20 protein-coding genes are annotated in these 21924 nt (G+C 33.2%); 2 read left to right on the top strand and 18 right to left on the bottom strand.

From position 1 onward, the window contains the following. Positions 1–37 precede the first annotated feature (37 nt). The 14 genes from E0I61_RS14270 to E0I61_RS14205 all read right to left on the bottom strand — a co-directional run bounded on the left by E0I61_RS14270 (position 38) and on the right by E0I61_RS14205 (position 13656). Positions 38–1084: an alkaline phosphatase D family protein gene (locus E0I61_RS14270; protein WP_131997734.1), complete on the bottom strand. Its 1047-nt coding sequence runs from the start codon at positions 1082–1084 to the stop codon at positions 38–40. 147 nt (positions 1085–1231) lie between these two features. Further along, the gene (locus E0I61_RS14265) at positions 1232–2446 is read right to left on the bottom strand and encodes an ATP-grasp domain-containing protein (protein WP_132072220.1); all 1215 of its coding nucleotides are present in this window, start codon (positions 2444–2446) and stop codon (positions 1232–1234) included. Between the two features lie 3 nt (positions 2447–2449). Further along, the gene (locus E0I61_RS14260; RefSeq protein ID WP_132072218.1) at positions 2450–3883 is read right to left on the bottom strand and encodes a leucyl aminopeptidase family protein; all 1434 of its coding nucleotides are present in this window, start codon (positions 3881–3883) and stop codon (positions 2450–2452) included. Between the two features lie 50 nt (positions 3884–3933). Continuing rightward, positions 3934–5070, bottom strand: coding sequence for an alpha/beta hydrolase (locus tag E0I61_RS14255; RefSeq protein WP_132072216.1), 1137 nt, complete (start codon positions 5068–5070; stop codon positions 3934–3936). Between the two features lie 138 nt (positions 5071–5208). Continuing rightward, the gene (gene hisIE, locus E0I61_RS14250) at positions 5209–5808 is read right to left on the bottom strand and encodes a bifunctional phosphoribosyl-AMP cyclohydrolase/phosphoribosyl-ATP diphosphatase HisIE (protein ID WP_131997746.1); all 600 of its coding nucleotides are present in this window, start codon (positions 5806–5808) and stop codon (positions 5209–5211) included. A 40-nt stretch (positions 5809–5848) separates the two neighbouring features. Continuing rightward, positions 5849–6604: an imidazole glycerol phosphate synthase subunit HisF gene (gene hisF, locus E0I61_RS14245; RefSeq protein ID WP_131997749.1), complete on the bottom strand. Its 756-nt coding sequence runs from the start codon at positions 6602–6604 to the stop codon at positions 5849–5851. 23 nt (positions 6605–6627) lie between these two features. After that, positions 6628–6933 carry an NIPSNAP family protein gene (locus E0I61_RS14240; RefSeq protein ID WP_132072214.1) on the bottom strand — a complete coding sequence of 102 codons (306 nt, stop codon included), beginning with the start codon at positions 6931–6933 and terminating at the stop codon, positions 6628–6630. 20 nt (positions 6934–6953) lie between these two features. Then, on the bottom strand, positions 6954–7679 hold the full coding sequence (gene hisA, locus E0I61_RS14235) for a 1-(5-phosphoribosyl)-5-[(5-phosphoribosylamino)methylideneamino]imidazole-4-carboxamide isomerase (protein ID WP_132072212.1): 726 nt from the start codon (positions 7677–7679) through the stop codon (positions 6954–6956). Positions 7680–7777: 98 nt separating this feature from the next. Further along, a complete protein-coding gene (gene hisH, locus E0I61_RS14230; protein ID WP_131997757.1) occupies positions 7778–8365 on the bottom strand; it encodes an imidazole glycerol phosphate synthase subunit HisH in 588 nt (195 codons plus the stop codon). Between the two features lie 89 nt (positions 8366–8454). Continuing rightward, entirely contained in the window at positions 8455–9591 is a 1137-nt protein-coding gene (gene hisB / locus E0I61_RS14225; protein ID WP_132072210.1) for a bifunctional histidinol-phosphatase/imidazoleglycerol-phosphate dehydratase HisB, read from the bottom strand. Positions 9592–9607: 16 nt separating this feature from the next. Continuing rightward, a complete protein-coding gene (hisC, locus tag E0I61_RS14220) occupies positions 9608–10663 on the bottom strand; it encodes a histidinol-phosphate transaminase (protein WP_131997763.1) in 1056 nt (351 codons plus the stop codon). Continuing rightward, positions 10653–11945 carry a histidinol dehydrogenase gene (gene hisD / locus E0I61_RS14215; RefSeq protein ID WP_132072208.1) on the bottom strand — a complete coding sequence of 431 codons (1293 nt, stop codon included), beginning with the start codon at positions 11943–11945 and terminating at the stop codon, positions 10653–10655. The genes hisC and hisD overlap by 11 nt, the downstream gene beginning before the upstream one ends. Before the next feature lie 75 nt (positions 11946–12020). Further along, positions 12021–12878: an ATP phosphoribosyltransferase gene (gene hisG / locus E0I61_RS14210; RefSeq protein WP_131997769.1), complete on the bottom strand. Its 858-nt coding sequence runs from the start codon at positions 12876–12878 to the stop codon at positions 12021–12023. A 277-nt stretch (positions 12879–13155) separates the two neighbouring features. Beyond that, complete coding sequence (locus E0I61_RS14205; RefSeq protein WP_131997772.1) at positions 13156–13656, bottom strand: hypothetical protein; 501 nt, start codon at positions 13654–13656, stop codon at positions 13156–13158. Positions 13657–13905: 249 nt separating this feature from the next. Between E0I61_RS14205 and E0I61_RS14200 the strand changes: the two genes are divergently transcribed. Then, positions 13906–16005 carry an LTA synthase family protein gene (locus E0I61_RS14200; RefSeq protein ID WP_132072206.1) on the top strand — a complete coding sequence of 700 codons (2100 nt, stop codon included), beginning with the start codon at positions 13906–13908 and terminating at the stop codon, positions 16003–16005. Positions 16006–16062: 57 nt separating this feature from the next. Here the strand turns inward: E0I61_RS14200 and E0I61_RS14195 are convergent, their stop codons facing one another. Next, positions 16063–17061 carry a zinc dependent phospholipase C family protein gene (locus E0I61_RS14195; RefSeq protein WP_132072204.1) on the bottom strand — a complete coding sequence of 333 codons (999 nt, stop codon included), beginning with the start codon at positions 17059–17061 and terminating at the stop codon, positions 16063–16065. Between the two features lie 97 nt (positions 17062–17158). Here E0I61_RS14195 and E0I61_RS14190 point away from each other — a divergent pair, with 97 nt between their 5' ends. Further along, positions 17159–17908: a YoaK family protein gene (locus E0I61_RS14190; RefSeq protein WP_132072202.1), complete on the top strand. Its 750-nt coding sequence runs from the start codon at positions 17159–17161 to the stop codon at positions 17906–17908. Here E0I61_RS14190 and E0I61_RS14185 read toward each other — a convergent pair. The 3 genes from E0I61_RS14185 to E0I61_RS14175 form a co-directional block, all read right to left on the bottom strand. Beyond that, positions 17892–18818 (bottom strand): YeiH family protein, encoded by a 927-nt coding sequence (locus E0I61_RS14185; protein WP_394346070.1) that lies wholly within the window; start codon positions 18816–18818, stop codon positions 17892–17894. The genes E0I61_RS14190 and E0I61_RS14185 overlap by 17 nt on opposite strands. 126 nt (positions 18819–18944) lie before the next feature. After that, the gene (locus tag E0I61_RS14180; RefSeq protein ID WP_132072200.1) at positions 18945–19841 is read right to left on the bottom strand and encodes a LysR family transcriptional regulator; all 897 of its coding nucleotides are present in this window, start codon (positions 19839–19841) and stop codon (positions 18945–18947) included. Positions 19842–19860: 19 nt separating this feature from the next. Continuing rightward, positions 19861–21888 (bottom strand): hypothetical protein, encoded by a 2028-nt coding sequence (locus E0I61_RS14175; protein ID WP_132072198.1) that lies wholly within the window; start codon positions 21886–21888, stop codon positions 19861–19863. Between the last annotated feature and the right edge of the window lie 36 nt (positions 21889–21924).

The following is a 21924-nucleotide window of genomic DNA, read 5'->3' as shown; positions in this document are numbered from 1 at the left end:
ACTTTATAATTTTATAAATAAATAGGACTCTAAAAAATTATTTTTCAGAATATACCTGAACATATTCTTGAATAAATTTATTTTCTTTTCCACGAATTTCCATAATCACTTTATTATTTTTAAAATCAAATTTTAATAGACCAAAGTTCAACTCTTTAACTACTTTTCCTTTCACATAAGGATTTTCTTCACTTGTGAAAGATGTGTAAATATGAGTCAGTCCACTTGAAGTAAAATCTACTAAGGGATAGGATAATCCAGTAACATTTTTTGAAGAGAAAGTAGCAATATGACGATCTCCAGATATTATAAAAGTGCCTTTCGCTTTGGTGGAAACGATCAATTTCTCTAATTTTTCTATTTCATGAGGAAAATTTCCCCAGGCTTCAAAACCATGCTTATCTGATAAAAATTGAATACTGCTGACAATCACATTAAATTGTGCATCGGATGATGTAAGTTCTTTTTCTAGCCATTTCCATTGCGCGGTGCCTAATACTGTACCTTCTCCATATTTATTAGGTTGAAAACGTTTTTTTGAATGTATGGCTTTAGTCAAGGATGTTCTAAAAAATCGCGAATCCAATACAAAAATTTTTATTTTATTCCCATTTACAACAATAATTTTAGCAGTATAAACGCCATCTCTTTTTCGCTCAGGAGCATTCGTTGAAGTGCCTAAAAAATCCAATAATAACTGTTGGCTTTCTCTTTTAAAAGGATATTCTTCACCTCCGTCATTTGCTCCATAATCGTGATCGTCCCATGTTCCTAATATGATTTTGTCTTCAATAAACCTGAGATAATCAGGGTCTTGTTTCTGAATTTCATAATTACTTTTAAGAAAACCCATAGTATTAGTATCCGAATATACATTGTCACCTCCCCAAATCCAAACTGAAGGATGATTGTTATCTATCGCTGACCACAGTTCATTTTTAATCTTCTGATTATCGCAGGAACCAAAAGCAATGGTATAATATTCATTTTGAACCGGTTTTTGAGATTCAATTAAACTAGTTGTATCGTATGTTTTACAACTGATTAATCCTAAAAAGCTAAAAATAAGAACTGTTTTTTTCATGTGAGAAAGAAGTGGAAACCGTTGTTTTTTTATAGAAAATTTCAACGAAGATATAAAAATATGCCAATTTAAAGTTTAAGTAAACTTTAAATAAAAAAGCGACTATCTCTATTGAAATAGTCGCTTTTTTATTTAATCCATTAAAAATTAATGCAGGTTGGTTACCTTAATTTGTTCTACTACAGCAGTAAAATCATTAACAAAACGATTCCCATAATCTTCTAATAGTTCTAAAACTCTTTCTTGATTATCTGATTTGACAATAAGTCCTGCATGATATTCTAAAGAAACTCTGAAACAAACTTCCGGATCTGAAAACGAAGATAAATTAGGATGCTGAAATTTTGATAAGGTCAAAACAATTCCGGCATATCCTTTTTTTACTTTTGGTAAAACGTATTTTGTTCCTTTTGCCAATGCGTCTTCAATAGCCGCCCATTCCTTCCATAGATTAATATTGGAAGCTTCGGCAACCATTTCAGCCAGATGCGCTCCTCCTACTCTTGAAGAAGTCTCCAGAAAATAAATTTGACCATCTTCATTGCTCTTGATGAATTCCGTATGAGCGGCACCATGTTTCAATCCAAAGCCTTTCATTACTTGCTCATTTAACTTTTTTATAGCTTTATCATCTTCTGAATTGTATTTAATAGTAGCCGAACGAAAAACACCGCCACTTTTGGAAATTTCCATTGGTGTGGCTAAATATTTTGAAGTCAAACTAAAGATTACTTTGCTATCCGAAATTAAACTATCACAATGATACACATCACCGGGCTTAAATTGTTCTAATAAATATTTGAATCTGTTATTTCCCATTTCATTGATATGGATCCACAAACTCTCTTTGTCATCTATTTTTATAATTCCTGCTGCCGAAGCTTCTGATCGTGGTTTCAAAACCCATGGAGCTTGAATCGTATCTGCAAAGGTATTGATGTCATGATCATTAAATAACGAACAAAAAGGCGGAATAGGAATCCCACAACTTTTTGCTCTCATGCGCATGGCAAGTTTGTCTCTAAAGTAACGTCCTGTAGTTTGTCCCATACCGTCAATACGGAGGTTTTCCCTGAGATACGTGGCTTTTTCAACATCATAATCATCCAAAGCAACGATAGCATCAACTTTAGTTGACTTCATAAAATTACCAACGCCTAACAACAGATGTTCTAAATTCCAATCGACATCTTGACCTTCCATATAAAAAATCTCATCAATATGTTGATGCGGCCATGGTTTGTCTCTCAGTTTTTCGCTCGTCACTAAATAGACTTTGTTGCCTAACTTTTTTAAATTAATTAAAAAATCGGCACCCTTGAAATAATTTGAAATACAAAGGAAGGTTTTAGAGTTTTCCATAGGTTATAAATTTTCAATAAATTTGGTTAATAAATGAACTCCATACCCGGTTGCATGTTTACTTTTAGCAAATTCATCATCGCCAAATGCTACACCTGCAACATCAAGATGCGCCCAAGCTTTATGTTCTTGGGTAAAATATTCTAAAAATTTAGCTGCGCTTATTGCTCCCGCAACTGGTTTTCCACTATAATTTTTTACATCTGCAATATCACTTTCAATATCTGATTTATAAACATCCCAAAGCGGTAAAGGCCACAAACGCTCTCCTATTGCATCTCCATTTTCTTGTAATTTCTTAGCCATTTCTGTATTATTGGTAAACAAAGCACCACATTCATACCCAAAAGTACCAACGCTACTTCCGGTAAGTGTAGCGATGTCAACAATATATTCCGGTTTGAAATTTTTAATTAAATACGACAATCCATCCGCTAAAACGAGTCTGCCCTCAGCATCTGTATCGATAATTTCTATCGAATGTCCGCTGTAACTGTGTATTACGTCGCTAGGTAAAAATGATTTGGCATCCACAGAATTTTCGGCACAAGGAACAATTGCGGTTACTTTTACAGGTAATTGTAAATCAGCAATCAATTGCATCGCCCCAAAAACAGCACCTCCACCAGCCATATCACACTTCATATGAAGCATTCCGGCTGTTTTAATATTTAATCCTCCGGTATCAAAGGTAATTCCTTTTCCTACCAATCCAACGTGTTTTATATGCTTCACCTGGGCTGCAGGAGTGTAATTCATAATGATAAATTGTGGCTCATTTTCACTTCCTTTTCCAACTGCCAAAAAAGCACCAAGTCCTACTATTTTTGAAGCATCATGGCCTAAAACTTCTACTTCAAATCCATATTTTTCACCCGTTTCTTTAGCCCAATTTGCGAGATATTTTGGATTAACAGTATTAGGTGGTAAATCAACTAAATTATGGATGGCCAGTTGCGCTTTGGCAATTTTAATTCCTTTTTTGGCTGTAGCCAAATAATCTTTTTCAGAAAGCAAATTCAAAGTAAAATCAGGGTCTAAAAAAGGATGTGCATTTTTCTCTGATTTGAAATGACCTAAATCATACGTTCCTAAAAGCAACCCAGAAACGATAGCTTCAATCTGATCCTCAATAAATTGTTCCGGTATAACTAAAGCAACATTTGAACTAAAATTTTCTTTTTGTTTTGATGAAATACGACGAAAAATAGTTTTCAATGATTTATAGTCTATCTCTTTTCCCAAGCCAATAAAAACGTATGTATTGTTATTTTTTTCGGCTAAATAATGAGTGTCTTTTTTTCCGGAAAAAACTTTTGATGTTACTTCTAATCCATTAAAAGTTATAGGAACAATACTTTTTGAATACGTTTCAAAAACCGGAATCAAAATTGTTCCTGAAAAATCAGTTAAGTTCTGTAATGTATTTGTTTTCATTTGTTCTTTTCTTTTTCCCTTATTAATTGAATATACTATAAATCTTGTAGCTACGTTTCTTTTGTATTAAAAAATAACCATTCTATTGCTTTAGGAAATTCATCACTCCAATAGGTTTCGCTATGTTTCCCTTGCCTGTTGATGCTTAGATTAATCTTTGATTTGTCTTTTACAAATTCGCTTGAAACCAAATTATCTTTGAAACTTTTTATGTGTTCAATCATCGTTTCGCTTTCATCTCCACCAGCATACAAATAGATTTTGGTATCGGCCGTATTGGCTTTTACAGCATTTATTTTTAGTTCTGGAACTACCCAAAGTGATGGTGAAAAAATCATCAATTTTCCATACACTTCAGGATTTCTCAATCCACTGAAAATACTGACTAACCCGCCCATCGAGCTTCCTCCTATTCCAGTAAATTCCCGTTCTTTTTTAGTTCGAAAATTACTGTCAACAAATGGTTTTAGCGTATCAGTTACAAATCGGATGTATTTCTTGCCTTGTCCTTTCCCTAATACTGTTTTCCCAACATTATATTCTTTTATGCGATCTTCTTCGGCGTGTTCTATGGCAATAATTATAATTTTTCCAATTTTATACTCTGACATAACAGCCAGTTTTTTGTCAATTTCCCAATTGCCAAATTCGGCTGATTCATTGAATAAATTCTGGGCATCCTGTAAATACATGACAGGATAACTTTCACTTGAATTGTCATAATCATGAGGCAACAAAGCCCAAATCTTTCTGGTTTTATTGAGTTGCGGGATTATAAATTCATCTGAAATTAACTGAACTTGTGGCAAAAAAGATTGTTTAAAAGGCAACCAATTTTTTCTCCATCTGGCAACATGTTCTTTTTGAATACCCGTATGATTAAGCGTTGAACGGTTCTCCGTACGAGTGCCGTCGCTGTCAATCTCTACTTCACTCCAATCTCCTTTCGTAAATTTATACAAAAGCTTGACAGGATAATCAAAATCATGTAAAAATTTATAATGGTATACGTTATTTCCAATTTTTTCCATCATAAACTCTTTGTCCTGAGTACGCCAATTATTGAAATTCCCTGAGATATAAACAGGTCTTGCATCGTCTTCGTCAGTTGTAAGGATTATATATAATCCCGTATTTAGTATTGGATCGTTTAATTCTTGTGTCAATGTGGTATTATCTAAATTCATCACTTGCATTGTAGTACTTTAATTTTAAAATAATAGTAAATATAGTGGATTGCTATTTGAAATAAAAGAAAAAAGAAAACCCAATAGTATATTATTTACTATTGGGTTTTCTTGCTGGAAAATGTTTAAAAGGAATTTCTATTTCTGACGACTTTTTAGGACTTCAACAACATCATTTAGCTTAAATCCTTTGGCTTGCAACAGAATAAGATAATGAAAAAGCAAATCAGCACTTTCGCTCAAAAATAAATCGTCATTGTCATCTTTCGCTTCAATAACAACTTCTATTGCTTCCTCGCCTACTTTCTGTGCAATTTTGTTCATCCCTAATTTAAATAAGGATGCCACATAACTTTTTTCAGAATCCGCATTTTCTCTTCGAAGTTGGATTGTATCTTCCAAATTTGAAATAAAGCCATAATCGGGTTTGTTTTCGCCGGCCCAACACGTATCAGTTCCTTTGTGACACGTTGGTCCTTGCGGTTTTACCTGTATCAATAAAGTGTCATTGTCACAGTCATTTTTGATGTCAATCAGATTCAGAAAATTGCCGCTTTCCTCTCCTTTTGTCCAAAGTCTTTGTTTCGTTCGACTATAAAAAGTCACTTTTTTAGTGTCAACCGTTTTTTGATACGCTTCAGCATTCATGAAACCCAACATCAAAACCGTTTTGGTTTCGCTATCTTGAATTATGGCAGGAATTAATCCGTCTGTGTTTTTTGAGAAATCTATATTCATATTTTGTCTAAAGTTTTAAAGTCGAATGTCATAAAGAAATCTAAATTCGTACTTCTATGTTATTGTTTTTCAGTTCTTTTTTCAATGTTTTGATTTCAATTTCCTTAAAATGAAATACACTTGCCGCTAATGCTGCATCCGCTTTCCCAACTACAAAGGTATCTACAAAATGTTGTATGTTTCCCGCGCCACCAGAAGCGATTATAGGAATATTTACTAAATCCGAAAGTTTAGCCAAAGCTTCATTAGCAAAACCGTTTTTAGTTCCGTCATTATCCATGGAGGTAAACAGAATTTCACCAGCGCCTCTTTGCTCCACTTCTTTAGCCCAATCAAATAAATTTAATTCTGTAGGCACTTTTCCACCCACTAAATGAACAATCCATTGTCCGTCAATTTGTTTAGCATCAATGGCTACAACGACACATTGACTCCCAAATTTCTGCGCCAAATCATTAATCAACTGGGGGTTTTTCACAGCCGATGAATTAATGGAAACCTTATCTGCTCCATTTTGCAACAATATTTCTACATCAGAAACGGATGAAATTCCACCACCAACGGTAAACGGAATATTAATAGTCGAGGCGACTTTTCGCACCAAATCAACCAACGTTTTTCTTCTTTCTTCCGTTGCCGAAATGTCCAAGAAAACCAGTTCATCAGCACCTTCATCCGAGTATATTTTTGCTAATTCCACAGGATCACCTGCGTCACGTAAGTCTACAAAATTAACACCTTTTACGGTTCTTCCGTTTTTTATATCGAGACAGGGAATAATTCTTTTTGTAAGCATTTTATTTATTTTTAAAAGTCTTTTTATTCAAATACAGGGCGCAAAAAGGTTCTTTCATAGCTCAATATGCATCTTGCATCTTCTGCAATTTTAAAAGCTTCTATACATTCTTGATCTTCCAAAATTAGTTTTCTGTAATTTTCATATTCGGATAAACTAGGAAATGAAAACATTGCAAATGCTATGTTGTTGGCTCCTTCAGAAGGCATAAAATAACCGTGATGCTGTCCTCCAAAACGATTAACTAATTTAATCCATCTTTTACCATAATCTTCAAAAACATCTAATTGAAAAGGATCGATAGTATATTTTAAATAACAAGTTATCATGTTTTATATTTTGAATTTAACTATTTGCTAATTATATAATTCTCCAATTGTTTCAACGAAATTCGTCCTTCATAAATTGCTTTTCCTATTATTGTTCCTTCACAACCCAATTCAGCTAGTTTTGGCAATTCGTCAAAAGTAGAAATTCCTCCCGAAGCAATCAATTTTATGCCATTGGCTTCCGCCAAAATTTTAGCGTATAAATCAAAAGATGGACCTTCAAGCATACCGTCTTTGGCAATATCTGTACAAATTACATGCTGGATTCCTTTACCTTGATACTTTTGGATAAATGGAATCAAATCTTCATTAGAGTCTTCTAACCAGCCGGAAACCGCTACTTTTTCATTGTTAGCGTCCGCTCCCAAAATAATTTTATCAGAGCCATATTCTGCAATCCATTTTTCGAATAATTCTCTGTTTTTAACGGCAATGCTTCCGCCGGTAATTTGGTTTGCACCACTTTCGAAAGCAATTTTTAAATCGGAATCCGATTTTAATCCACCACCAAAATCAATTTTCAACTTGGTTTGTGTCGCTATTTGTTCCAATATTTTATAATTAACAATTTGGCTTGACTTTGCACCGTCTAAATCAACCAAATGCAAGTATTCAATTCCGTGTGCTTCAAATGATTTAGCCACTTCAAGCGGATTTTCATTGTATATAATTTTGGTATTGTAATCGCCTTTTGACAAGCGAACACATTTTCCGTCTATGATATCTATTGCGGGTATTATTCTCATTTGTTTTTAATTTAAAGATTTAAAAATTGAATTATTTAAAGATTGGTAATATTGATTAAGAAGTATTTGATTCCTTAATTTTTTAATCTTTAAATTTTTCAATCATTTAATTTTAAGAAATTTCCTAAAATTTGTTCTCCAATATCCCCACTTTTCTCAGGATGAAATTGAGTTCCGTAGAAATTATCCTTCTGTAAAGCTGAGGCATACTCTACTTCATAATCCGTTGTAGCAATGGCTTCGGGACAACTGGGAGCATAAAAACTATGCACTAAATACATGTATTCATTTTCACTGATCCCTTCAAACAACGGAGATTTCAGATTGTATATTTGGTTCCAGCCCATTTGTGGCACTTTCACTTTTGGCGTGAATTTAATCACATCAACATCAAAAATCCCCAATCCTTTTGTATTCCCCTCTTCCGATTTGCTGCACATTAATTGCATGCCCAAACAGATTCCTAAAACGGGTTGTTTCAAGGTTGGAATTAGTGCATCCAAACCACTTTCTAAAAGCATTTTCATTGCTGAACTTGCCTCACCAACGCCGGGAAAGATTACTTTATCGGCGGCTTTAATTTCGTCAGGATTATTGCTCAAAACTGCTTTGAATCCCAATCTTTCTATGGCAAACATAATGCTTTGAATATTTCCTGCTCCGTAATTTATGATTACTATTTTCATTTATATTAGTCTTAAAGTTGTAAAGTCAATAGTCATAAAGTCAATACTAAAGTACTTTAAGACTTTAAGACTTTCGTCTTTCGACTTAATTAAAGCATTCCTTTTGTTGAAGGTAAAATCATTTTCTCCGTATCCCGTTTTACCGCTACTTTTATTGCTTTCGCAAAAGCTTTAAAGATGGCTTCAATCTTGTGATGTTCGTTTGTTCCTTCCGCTTTGATATTAATGTTTGCTTTCGCACCATCTGAGAATGATTTGAAGAAATGATAAAACATCTCCGTAGGCATTTTTCCTACCATCTCCCGTTTGAATTCGGTTTCCCAAACCAACCAATTTCTACCTCCAAAATCAATAGCAACCTGTGCTAAACAATCGTCCATTGGCAAACAAAAACCGTAGCGTTCTATACCTAATTTATTGCCTAATGCTTTTGCAAAAACTTCTCCAAGTGCAATTGCCGTATCTTCAATGGTGTGGTGTTCATCAACTTCCAAATCTCCTTTTACAAGAACTTCCAAGTCCATTTGTCCGTGACGCGCGATTTGGTCCAACATGTGGTCAAAAAAAGCAATTCCGGTATCGATTTTACTTTTCCCGGTTCCGTCAAGATTTAAATTGATTAAAATATCCGTTTCGTTTGTTTTCCTTTCTATCGAAGCGGAACGTTCTTCTAATTTCAAAAATTCATAAATTGTTTTCCAATCCGTAGTTTGTAAAGCAATAACCGAGTCAAGTTCTTCTCTTTTGGAAGCAATTTCATCACTACCCAAGGCTTCATCCGTATTGATGAAAATCGCTTTTGAGCCTAGGTTTTTGGCCAATTCAACGTCGGTTATTCTGTCTCCAATTACGAATGAATTTTCTAAATCATACTCCGGATTATCAATATATTTTGTCAATAAACCTAACGCAGGTTTGCGAGTTGGCGCATTTTCGTGCGGAAATGTTTTGTCAATTAATACTTCTTTGAAAACAACGCCTTCATTTTCAAAAGCTTTCATGATTAAATTATGTACTGGCCAAAAGTTAATTTCCGGATGAGAATCAGTTCCCAGACCATCTTGATTAGTAACCATCACGAGTTCAAAATCCAACTCTAAAGCAATTTTTCCTAGGTATTGAAACGCTTTTGGGTAAAATTCTAATTTTTCGAAACTGTCTAATTGATAATCATTTGGTTCCAAAACCATTGTTCCATCACGATCTATAAAAAGTATTTTTTTCATTATATAATTATTTAAACTAAGCGTTGAGGCTTTGTAATGCTGCTATTAATTTTTTATTTTCAATTTCGGTTCCAACGGTCAAACGCAAACAATTATCGCATAACGGCTGGGTTGTTCTGTTTCTAATTACGATTCCTTTTGCAATCAATTCATCGTATCTTTTATTGGCATCGTCCACTTTTATCAAAATAAAATTGGCTTCAGTCGGATATATTTTTTTTGCAAAATTAATATCAAGTAATGCTTTAAGTAACTCTTCTCTTTGCGCTATTATAGATTCAATTTCAAGTTTTATTTTATCTGAATTATCTAATCTGTCCAAAGCTCTTTTTTGAGTCAGTTCATTGACATTATACGGTGGTTTTATTTTGTTTAAAACCGAAATTACTTCCGCAGCTGCATAACAAATCCCTAATCGTATTCCGGCCAAACCATACGCTTTAGATAGCGTTTGCGTAATGACTAGATTTGGATATTCGTCTAATTCATTGATCCAACTTTCCTTTTTTGAGAAGTCAATATACGCTTCGTCAATCACAACCAAACCACTGAAGCTTTTCAACAAATAGGCCACGTTTTCATCCGAAAATGAATTACCGGAGGGGTTATTTGGAGAACATAAAAAGATGATTTTTGTGTTTTCATCCACAGCTTCCATTATTTTCTCAATTTGTGGTTGAAAATCCTCGGAAAGCAAGACTTCTTTATTTTCAACCGCATTGATATTGGCCAAAACACCATACATTCCGTAGGTTGGCGGCAAAGTGATTACATTGTCTGTTTTTGGTTCACAAAAAGCTCTGAATAATAAATCCAATACTTCATCACTTCCGTTTCCCAATAAAATTTGATTGGTTTTGACATTTTTTTGTTTTGCCAAAATTCCTTTTACACTCATTTGTTGTGGATCCGGATACCTGTTTACACCATTTTCAAACGGATTTTCATTGGCATCCAAAAAAATCATATTCGCAGTATCAAAATCTTCAAATTCATCACGAGCTGAGGAATATGGCTTCAATTGCTTTACGTTTTCTCTAACTAAATTATTTATATCGAAATTATTTTTCATTTTCAATCGCTTTTAATCGTAATGTAACTGCGTTTTTGTGCGCTTGCAATCCTTCCGCTTCAGCCATGATTTCTATCGCTTTACCTATATTTTGCAATCCTTTTGGTGATATTTTTTGAAAAGTCATTGCTTTAGTAAAACTATCCAGATTTACACCGCTATAATTTTTTGCATAACCGTTGGTTGGCAAGGTATGATTGGTTCCTGACGCATAATCACCGGCGCTTTCTGGAGTATAATTTCCTATGAATACAGAACCCGCATTTTGTACGCCATTGCTGTAAAAATCATCAAATTCAGAACAAATAATAAAGTGTTCCGGTCCGTATTCATTGATTAATTCCAAGGCAATTTTATCGTTTTCAACAAAAATCAATTTAGAATTGGTAATGGCTTTTTCGGCAATGGCTTTTCTTGGTAAAATTCCCATCTGTATTTGGATTTCTGTTTCTACAGCATCAATTAATTTTCTGGAAGTAGAAACTAAAATTACCTGACTGTCCGCTCCGTGTTCTGCTTGTGACAATAAATCAGAAGCTACAAAAGCAGGAACTGCAGTGTCATCAGCAACAATCAATAATTCTGATGGACCGGCTGGCATATCGATTGCCACACCAAATTGTGTTGCCAATTGTTTAGCCACAGTCACAAATTGATTGCCGGGACCTAAAATTTTATATACTTTCGGAATTGTTTCCGTTCCAAAAGTCATTCCTGCAATAGCTTGAATTCCACCTACTTTTAAAATTTTGGTTACACCACATAGATTTGCAGCATATAAAATAGCTGGATTTATAGCTCCATTTTTATCCGGAGGAGAGCATAAAACAATTTCGTTGCAACCTGCTATTTGTGCTGGTACAGCCAGCATCAAAACGGTAGAAAATAAAGGTGCGGTTCCACCTGGAATGTATAAACCAATTTTTTGAATGGGTCTTTTTTCCTGCCAGCACTTTACTCCTTCGATTGTTTCTACAGAAACTCTATTTGTTTTTTGAGCTGTATGGAATTTCTTGATGTTTGATTTTGCAAGTGAAATTGCTTCTTTTAACTCGATAGAAATGGATGCAATTGCTTGGTCAATTTCAGCTTTAGAAACTTCAATTGTATCGATTTTAGCACCATCAAAAAGCGACGTATACTTTGCAACAGCGCTATCCCCTTTTTTCTGAACTTCCTTAAAAATTTCTTTTACAGTAGCTTCGATATCATCTACCGTTTTTGTAGGTCTTTCTAAAATGGCAGACCAAGTTTCCGGTTTTGGATTGTATATTTTATTCATTGTTTTTAGTTTTAGTTAATCGTTAAAAATTATGAGTTTGGACGCATAACTCTTAACCCAGAACACTTAACTGTTCTATAATACCATTTTTTCAATTGGACAAACCAAAATTCCTTCGGCTCCAACTTCTTTCAACTGATCAATCACATCCCAGAAAGTATCTTTGTCAATTACGGAGTGTACGCTACTCCACCCTTCCTGTGCCAGTGGCAAAACGGTTAAACTTCTTAATACAGGAAGAATTTTTCCAACTGCATCAATTTTGTCATTTGGAATATTCATCAAGATATACTTCGATTTTCTTGCCCTTAAAACGGATTCGATTCTGAATTTTAATGTGTCGATTATTTTTTGAGATTCAGGACTTACTTTTGGAGAAACGGCCAAAACCGCTTCACTTTTAAAAATAACTTCGACCTCTTTTAGATTATTTTTAAACAAAGTACTCCCGCTAGATACAATATCAACAATAGCATCAGCTAAACCAATGTTTGGAGCTATTTCTACCGAACCTGATATCTGGTGAATATCAACTGTAACCCCTTTAGAATTAAAAAAATCAAGTACTGTTTTAGGATAAGAAGTTGCAATACGCATACCTTCTAAGTCTTGAACTGATTTATAATTAAATGCTTTCGGGACAGCCACAGATACTTTACATTTTGAAAAACCTAATTTTTGAATTACTTCAATATTGTTTCCTTTTTCAACTAATAAATTATCCCCAACAATAGCAATATCTACAACTCCATCTATTAGATATTGGGGAATATCCGAATTTCTTAAATATAAAACCTCTAATGGAAAATTTGATGCTTCGGCTTTTAATTGGTCGATACCGTTATCGATTGAAATACCTGCATCTTTAAGAATTTGAATGCTGTCTTCGTTTAAACGTCCTGATTTTTGAATTGCAATTTTTAATGTACTCATTTTGTCTTTTTTATTTTTTGTTTAAAATATTTTGATTGAGTACAAATAGTGGGTAATAAAAAACCCGTTTGATGTACTCAAACGGGTTTTTAGAATATGATGATTTACACACATACCATTAACACATCGCTTGAGAGCAATAATGAAAATGATGATGATGCAACTGATTTGTAAACATTTTTGTGTATTTTAGAATTAAATTCTTTTGCAAATATAAGAGATAAATTATTTAAAAAACTATTTTTATTTTAACTTAATAACGTAAAATTGTTATGATTTACTTTTTATTCAATTCTGTTTCAGCAGAATCTGTGTCATTTACAATTTTGGAGCTGCCATCTTCTCTAATTTCAGTATGACGAATTTCACCGCCAGAAGTTCCTACGTTTATTGAGATAATTCCAGCTAGTAAAGCCAGAACAAGCGTAATAAATGAAAATATTTTAGCCAGTCGAAATTTTTTCATAGAGGCTACGAATGAAATCAATGCAAAAACTCCCGTTACATAAAGTACTAAAGCAAATTTCTCTGCTAATTCTTCATGTTCATGGATAATTGCTTTACCAATATTTGGGAAATCTTCAACCATTTCCTCAGCTCCTTCACCAGTACCCATACTGAGTGCTCCAAAAATTGCTGCAACAATAAATAAAACATAAGAAGTGTTTTTTACGGAGTTATTATTTAAAAATACCCCTGTAATTAAAATCCCAATTCCAAAAATGGTTCCGATAATTGGAAAATGGTTTACTATTATGTGCAAATGAGCATCATTCATATATTTATATTTAAAGTTTAGTCTCTTTAGGTTTAATTTCTGGAAGTTTTGTGTAATTTACACCAAAATTATATTGATTCGCATTAAAAGTGGTTAAATCAGAATCTAAAGTATAAAATTATTCATTTATAATTAAACTCCACAATATGTGATAAATTATAAGTTATTAATATTTTTGACAAAATATTAAGCTATTCTTGAAAAATAACACTAAAAATTATTTATACTTTTACATATAAAAATACCCCTATGAATTTTCTCAAAAAGTCATCTCCTTTTTATTATTTATTGTTCTTCTACATTGCCGTAAGTTTCGTTTTAAGAGTTGTTCTTTTTTTTCATCCAATAACACAAATCTCATTTACTTGGACTGATTCGCTGTCTTTATTTGTTTTTGGGTTTATATCTGACTTTTTTATTTTTGTATTAATTAGTGGTTTTTTATGGTTATATCTCATTTTTATATCTAATTCAAAATACTTAAAACCATACGGTTACATCATTTTTGGTTTATTGACAGCCTTGTTAATCTATGTTTCATTTGGCAACACCATTCTTAATGAATATGGTAGTGCCTTACCTAAAATTGGCATTGCTTTTATAGCAATCAAAACAGTTTTATTTGGATTATTACTTTTCCTTCCAAAATACCGAAACCAAATCAGATTTTGGTTGTTCTCCTTTGTGATTTTTCTCTACGTGGTTTTATTTTTACAAAATGGAATCAGTGAATACTTTTTCTGGAATGAATTTGGCGTTAAATACAATTTTATAGCTGTAAATTATTTGATTTACACCAATGAAGTCATTGGAAATATCATGGAATCTTATCCTGTCATTCCTCTATTTTCCGGACTGTTTATCATTGCTGGAATTGTAACCTACCTAATTGTAAAAAAATCAAAAAACTATATAGAAAGTATTCCCGTATTTGTAGAAAAAATAAAATTGTCCGGAATTTATTTAGTGTTGTTTGGCCTTTCTTTATTGGCAATACCATTTTTATCCACTAAAGAAAACTCGCATAATATTTTTGCAAATGAACTTCAGGCCAACGGTATTTACAAATTCTACCTGGCATTTATGAATAGTGAATTGGATTATTTCAAATTTTACAAAACAGTTCCCAGTAGTGAAGCCTTTGCTCAATTAAAGCAACAAATTCCTTCAATTTCAGGAGAAACAACTTTGAGACAAATTAAAAATGAAGCTGCCGAAAATCATAAAAACGTGGTTTTGATAACTATTGAAAGTTACAGTGCGGAATTTATGAAAATGTATGGTAACGAGAAGAATATTACTCCGTTTTTAGACAGTTTGGCAACCAAAAGTTTAGTTTTCACAAACCTCTATGCCGTGGGAAACAGAACGGTCCGAGGGCTTGAAGCCGTTACTTTATGTTTTCCTCCTACTGCCGGCGAAAGTGTGGTAAAACGCAAAGACAATAAAAATAAATTCTCAACCGGAACGCTCTTTAAACAAAAAGGCTATGCAGTAAAATTCATGTACGGTGGCGATTCCTTTTTTGATAATATGGGAGATTTCTTTTCAGGAAATGAATATGAAATTGTAGACAAAAAAACATTTGCACCAGACGAAATCACTTTTGCTAATATTTGGGGCGTTTGCGATGAAGATATGTACAACAAAGCAATCAAGGAAATGAACAAAGAAGCGGCGGCAAATAAGCCGTTCTTCAATCACATTATGACCGTGAGCAATCACAGACCATTTACCTATCCAAATGGGAAAATTGATATTCCCGTAGATGTAAAATCTCGTGATGGCGGTGTAAAGTATACGGATTATGCCCTAAAAAAATTCTTTGAAATGGCTAAAAAACAGCCTTGGTTTACTAATACTGTTTTTGTCATTATTGCCGACCATTGTGCTTCCAGCGCAGGAAAAACAGAACTTCCGGCAGATAAATATAGGATTCCTGCCCTAATTTATAGTCCAGATTTTGTTGAGCCAAAGAAATATACTAATCTGATGTCTCAAATCGATATTATGCCAACGGTATTTGGACTATTGAATTTTGATTATCAAAGTAAATTTTACGGTCAGGATGTTTTAAAACCAGATTATAAACCTCGAGCTTTGATTGCAACATACCAGGATTTAGGACTGATTAAAGACAATGTTTTGACGATTATTTCACCAAAACAAAAAGTAAAGCAATTTCAACTGACTTTGAAACCCAACCAGAAAGTAGCTCGTGATTTCCAAATTTTTTACGATCAAATACCGTTGACACAAGAAAGAACGGATTTAGTAAATGAAACGATTTCATACTATCAAACTGCCTCGTATATGTTGAAGAAAAATAAATATCAAAAAATTAATTAGCATAAAAAAACGGGTGAAATTCTAGTCTCACCCGTTTTTTACTTTTGAATCTAATGTCTATTCTTTTTCATTTATTAAACCAAAAAGATTCCCTTTTTCAAAAGTTTTCAAATCCTTTTTTAAAGTTTTACTGTTCCGTTTTGTAAGTTCGGTAGCATCAAGATTGCTTAAATCCGGTTTTCCTGCATTTACCCAAGCCGTGTACCAAAAACTTGCTGTAGCTGTAATGGCTTTTTTCATTTGTTTTTCAACCATTCCATTCAACTCCGTATGGAATTTACCGGCATATTCATCAGAATATAACATTCCACCGTATTTGTTTTTCACAATATTTCCAGTTGCATCTGTTACATACATTTTGTTTTCAGCAGTTGCAGTTCTAAGTTTTTTATCAGCAGCTAATAAAGGCTCCACTAAACTGTGAGTGTCAAAAATGATATCCCAAGTTGCTTTATCCACATTCTCTAAATATTTTCCTTGCGCTACGTTTAATTTATAATCTTTAACAAATAATTCAGGCAAGCGGCTTTCCCACAACGAATGAATTCCTTTTTGATTGGTGTTTTGTCCATCGTGATTGTCTGATGTATGCAACGGCATGTGCGCATCCGCAATGTAATGCCCTAAATCAGCTGCAATAAATAATATTTCGTTCTTTCTTTTGTCCTTGAAAGCCTTAGTCAATTTGACCATCATATCTTGAATGTACCAAGGCAATATTCCGTTTTTAGTCAAAAACTTCTCATCGTATTTTAGTTTCGCTTCTTCCATGTTTTTAGGAAAAGTCTCCACAGCACCAAAATTCTCCATGTCAAAATAATGGCGAGGTGGCTCTGCTTTATCATTCAAAACATTTCTTCTCAAATCAGGAACCGTAGATTCTTGTGTAATAAAATCAATATGATTGTAAAAGAAAGTCTGCAATGGTTTAGGTAGTGCCATTACCGCCGCTCTATTGATTCGTTCATGTCCAATAACTCCCCATGACAAAAGAAAAAAAGCAACTCCAAGAGTAGATAACGCGATAAGTGTAGGTCTAATTTTAAAATTTTTCATTAAATTTATTTTTTTGAAGTACAAATGTATTTCTTTAAATCGTTATTAGAAAAAATTGGGTTTAAGATTCTGTTAATTAAAAAAGAAAACTACGAATATGTTTCGACATCAAGGAAAAAACAGAACTTTTATTCACAATCTTCGTTTAGCCACTTTATTGTCTTTTGTAGCCGGAATTGTAAATGTTACGGGAGTTTTATCGATACAAACATTAACAACCAATGTAACGGGTCATTTTGCCTATTTCGCCGAAGAAATCATGAAACGAGATTATGCAGCTGCAATTACCTTTTTTATATTCACTATTTTCTTTTTATTAGGCGCTTTTACCTCTAATTTTTTAGCGGAATTGATTTCGAAAAAACATCCAAATTTATCTCATGTCATTCCAATTTCACTGGAAATGGTTGTTTTGATTGGTGTTGGGATGTTCGGAGCACAATCAGCATTATCTAGCATTGAAGGAAAATGGATTGCTTTTTCGATGCTTTTTGCCATGGGAATACAAAACTCTTTGGTCACAAAAATTTCTCAATCTACAGTCAGAACAACCCATTTAACCGGGCTTTTTACCGATTTAGGAATCGAATTGTCTCAATTATTTTTCTACAAAAAACCAGAAGAAAAGAAAAAATTAAAAACAAGTATCTATCTGAGATTATCCATTATTACGTTCTTTTTTATCGGCTGTTTTTCAGGAGGTTTTCTTTATAATTTATTGGAAATGAAAACCCTTTTTGTTGCGGCAACTTTTTTATTAATTGCACTTTTGTATGATTACATCCGAATGCAATTTCATATTATCAAACGAAAAACCTTTCATCATAAAACTATTTTAAATAAATAATAGAGACCAAAGTAGCGATTGCTATGAATATCCAAAGCAAAATTCCCTGCGCAAGCGGTTTCAATCCCACCGATTTTAAAACAGTTCTATTTAATCCGGCTCCAATTAAAAACAAAGTTACCGTCAAACCTATTTTTGCAACTGAAACCAAGTGCGGTCCTATTCTCTCCATTTGTGGCAGATAGGTATTGGCAATCATTGCCAAGATAAACAATCCGATGAAATAAGGAATTTTTATTTTTCCAGATTTATTTTTAAAAATAAAAGCAGTAATCAATGCTACAGGAATAATCCATAACGCACGGGCTAATTTTACCGTTGTGGCAATTTGTAATGCTTCGGGACCATATTTACTGGCTGCTCCTACCACAGAACTGGTGTCATGAATGGCAATGGCGCACCATAATCCAAACTCTTTTTGTGATAAATCCAACCAATCACCCACGGCGGGAAACAAAAATAAAGCCACCGAATTCAGAATGAATATCACTCCCAAAGCAACTGATGTTTGTTTTTCATTGGATTTGATTACGGGAGCAATTGCAGCAATGGCACTTCCTCCACAAATTGCAGTTCCACAAGAAATTAAATGAGATGTTTTCTTATCGGTTTTAAACCATTTCCCCAGAAAAGTTCCTAAAACTATAGTACTGAAGATAGAAATCACAGTAAACAAGAAGCCTTCCTTTCCTGCAGAAACAGCACTGTGAACATTCATTCCAAAACCTAGTCCCACTACTGAAAATTGCAATAAATAATTAGTGGCTTTATGATTCAATTCTAAAAAAGGATGTCCAAAAAGGTTGGCGACAATCAATCCTAATACTAAAGCAATTGGCGGAGAAACAAAAATTGTTGTGCAGAACAATAGCAATGCAACAAAAATGAGTTGCTGTAATTTGGTATTTATTTTAAAAAAAATAAATGATTCTTTCTGAATTACTTTTTGATGCGTTTCCAATGTAAAGTTGTTGAATTATTACAGTACAAAGGTGGATAGATAAATCTATTTATGCCAATCGCAAATTATAATCTGCTATAACTTTAAACTATAATGATTCGAAATATTCTGGATGAACAAATCCGAAAGCGAATCGGTTTTTCCTTGCAACGTAATAATATAAAAGAAACGTTCTATAATCAGGTCTTTGATGTCTAATATAGCCAATTCATTGTTTTTAAGTTCTTTTTCTATCGCATGAATCGATATGAAAGCTACACAATCAGAGTTTATCAAATACGATTTTATACTTTCGGTACTTCCCAATTGCATTTCAATTTGTAGTTCTGATACTTTAATTTCAAATGGTTTCAACGCATGCTCAATAACTTCAAGTGTTCCTGAGCCTTGTTCCCGCATTAAAAAATGCATTCTTTTAAGATCCTCCTGAGTCACTTCGTCAAGACTTACTAATGGATTGGAACTCTTACAGACTAAAACCAATTCGTCTTTTAAAAACTCCGTATATTTAATGGATTTATTTTTTGATTGTCCTTCAACAATTCCTATTTCAATTTCCTGTTTTAATAAAGCGTTTTCAATTTGCTCCGTGTTTCCATTCAGTAAATTCACTTTTACATCCTGCATTTTTTGATGAAAACGAGCTAAAAGCGGCGGGATTATATACTGAGAAATAGTTGTACTGGCTCCTAATCGTAACAATCCGGAACGTTGATTAATCAACGTGCTCATATCAAAATCTATTTCGCGGTATACTTCAAAAATGTTTTTAGTGTGTTCTAATAATACTTCACCGGCAGTTGTCAGTGCGATTTTAGAACCATTTCTGTCAAACAATTTGATTTTATATTGTTCCTCTAATTCTTGAATATGCTTTGAAATCGCAGGTTGCGTAATAAATAATTCCGTTGCAGCTTTAGTGAAACTCAAACGATTGGCAACGGTATAAAACACTTTCAGTCTAAAGTCCATATTGTTTAATTGTATTTTATTACAGTAATCCGTTGTATTTTCGAACAAACCATTCGGTTGCCAGCAAAATTGAAATTAAAACCAATAACCAAATCCAATCAATCAAAGGCGTTTTTGTAACAATGTTCTTTTCTATCGCTTTGTATTCCTCATTTTCTAAAAGCGTTTTAATCAACACATCAACTTGATCAGGAAAATATGTTTTTCCTTGCGTTTGCGTGGCCAATTGTGTCAATTTTTCCACATCGGGATTGACAAATTGCTTTTCGATATTAAAATCAATAATTTCAAAACTACTGGAATATGTCGTTTTAGAATTCAATTCTTTTACAATAAACGCATAAGGGCCGGCTTTAAGTCCGTCAAGATTGACTTTATATGAATTATTTCCTTTCAATAAATCGTAGTTTTTCGTTTGCTTGGTTTTGGTATTTGTTACCGTAATAGTCAAACGGGCTTTTTCATCAAACTCATAGTTTTTATTGAAATATTGCGCAGTTATTTCAATGGCTTCACCTGAATTATAAAAACTCTCATGTTCAACCACTAATGATTTTTTAGAATTATTCGAAGCTAAAAATTGAATAATCTTATCCATGAAAATATCATATTTTTCAAAAGATTGATTGTTGACATGCGTTTGCAAGCGCCATTTCCAACTGTTTTCTCCCAAAAGATAAGCAGTCCGTCTGCCTTGATTTTCTGCAAAAGCCAGCAAAGGTGCATTCGTGTCTATAGTTCTAATTTTGGATGAAAGCAAAACAGAAACAGCTCCTTTTTTTGTTACTGTTCCAAAAGCATTTTGTAAAGGCGGTAAATTTTCAAACCCGATATTGTCAGCTGCAAACAAATTAAACTGCGCATTAAAAATCGACAAATAATCTTCTTTTTGCCCGCTCATTTTAAAGTTTAAATTATCCTGCTGCTGATTCAAAAAACTGAAATCGGTATTGTTTCCTGTAATAATAAACGTATTGATTCCAGTACTTTTATTACTATCGAAAATGGTTTTAAATTCAGTTGTCGGTTGGTATAAAATCAAAACATTAAAATCTTGTAATGTCCTAATATCATTTGGTTTAACAATAGTTACTTTACGTTGCACATTGGATTCAATGGCTCTTTTTAGCGCACCTAAATCAGGATGATTTATAGCTGATACAATAGCAATATTTGTTTTTTGGTCAATAACTTCAACCGCAAAATTCTTGGTATTATTATACGTATTTTTTTCTTTTTCTTTCGATGAAATAGTAGCTTTAAAAATCTGTAATCCAATTTTATCAGCCGGTAAAAGTACGCTTACAGTTGCCGTTTTCTTGGATGGAGAAAAGGTAATAGATTGTTTACTGAATACTGAATTTCCTTGTGAAATAATAAAATCGGCCGTTATGCTTTTAGTTCCTGAATACTGAAAGAAAGCTTCTACAGGAAATTTATTCTTGTGAAAAGCGTATTTATTAACGTTCAGTTGATTGATTTTGAAATCTAAAAAAGTCGTTGTATCGCCTACAATTACTGGATATACTTTATTCACAGCATCAAAACTGTAGACATAATCATTCCCGGAAGTTTGATTTCCATCCGTAATTAAAACCGTTGGATAGATTGCGTTTTTATAAATGCTTTTTAGATTTTTGGCAACAACATCAATATTAGTTTGGGTTCCTTTAAAATCAAATGTTTTTATAGGTTCAAAATCATCTGAAAACTGATACGATTGTACATCGAATTTCTCTTGTAAATTCGAGTTTGATTTTATTTTATTATACAATTCCAATGCTTTTTCATTCGCATTCAAAAAAGAAATGGAACTCGAATTATCAACAACAATCGGCAAAGGTGTTTTTACGGTTTCAAGCGTATTTTTGGTTAGTATTGGATTAATCAACAATAACAAAATTCCAAAAATGGATGAAAAACGCAAAAAAGCCAAAAACCAACCAATATTCGATTTGTTTTTGGCTTTATAGATATATTGAAAAAATGACAAACCGCCAGCTATTAGTAAAGAAAGAAGTAATAATAGTAGCGTGTTTATTGTCATTTATTTTTGATTAAAATATTTAAAAATTGAAAGATT

Origin of the sequence: Flavobacterium ranwuense, from assembly GCF_004349315.1 — a bacterium.
In the GTDB taxonomy this organism is placed as follows: Bacteria; Bacteroidota; Bacteroidia; order Flavobacteriales; family Flavobacteriaceae; genus Flavobacterium; species Flavobacterium ranwuense.
The sequence above is the reverse complement of the archived record's forward strand: the minus strand, read 5'-3'. Positions and strand labels throughout refer to the sequence as shown.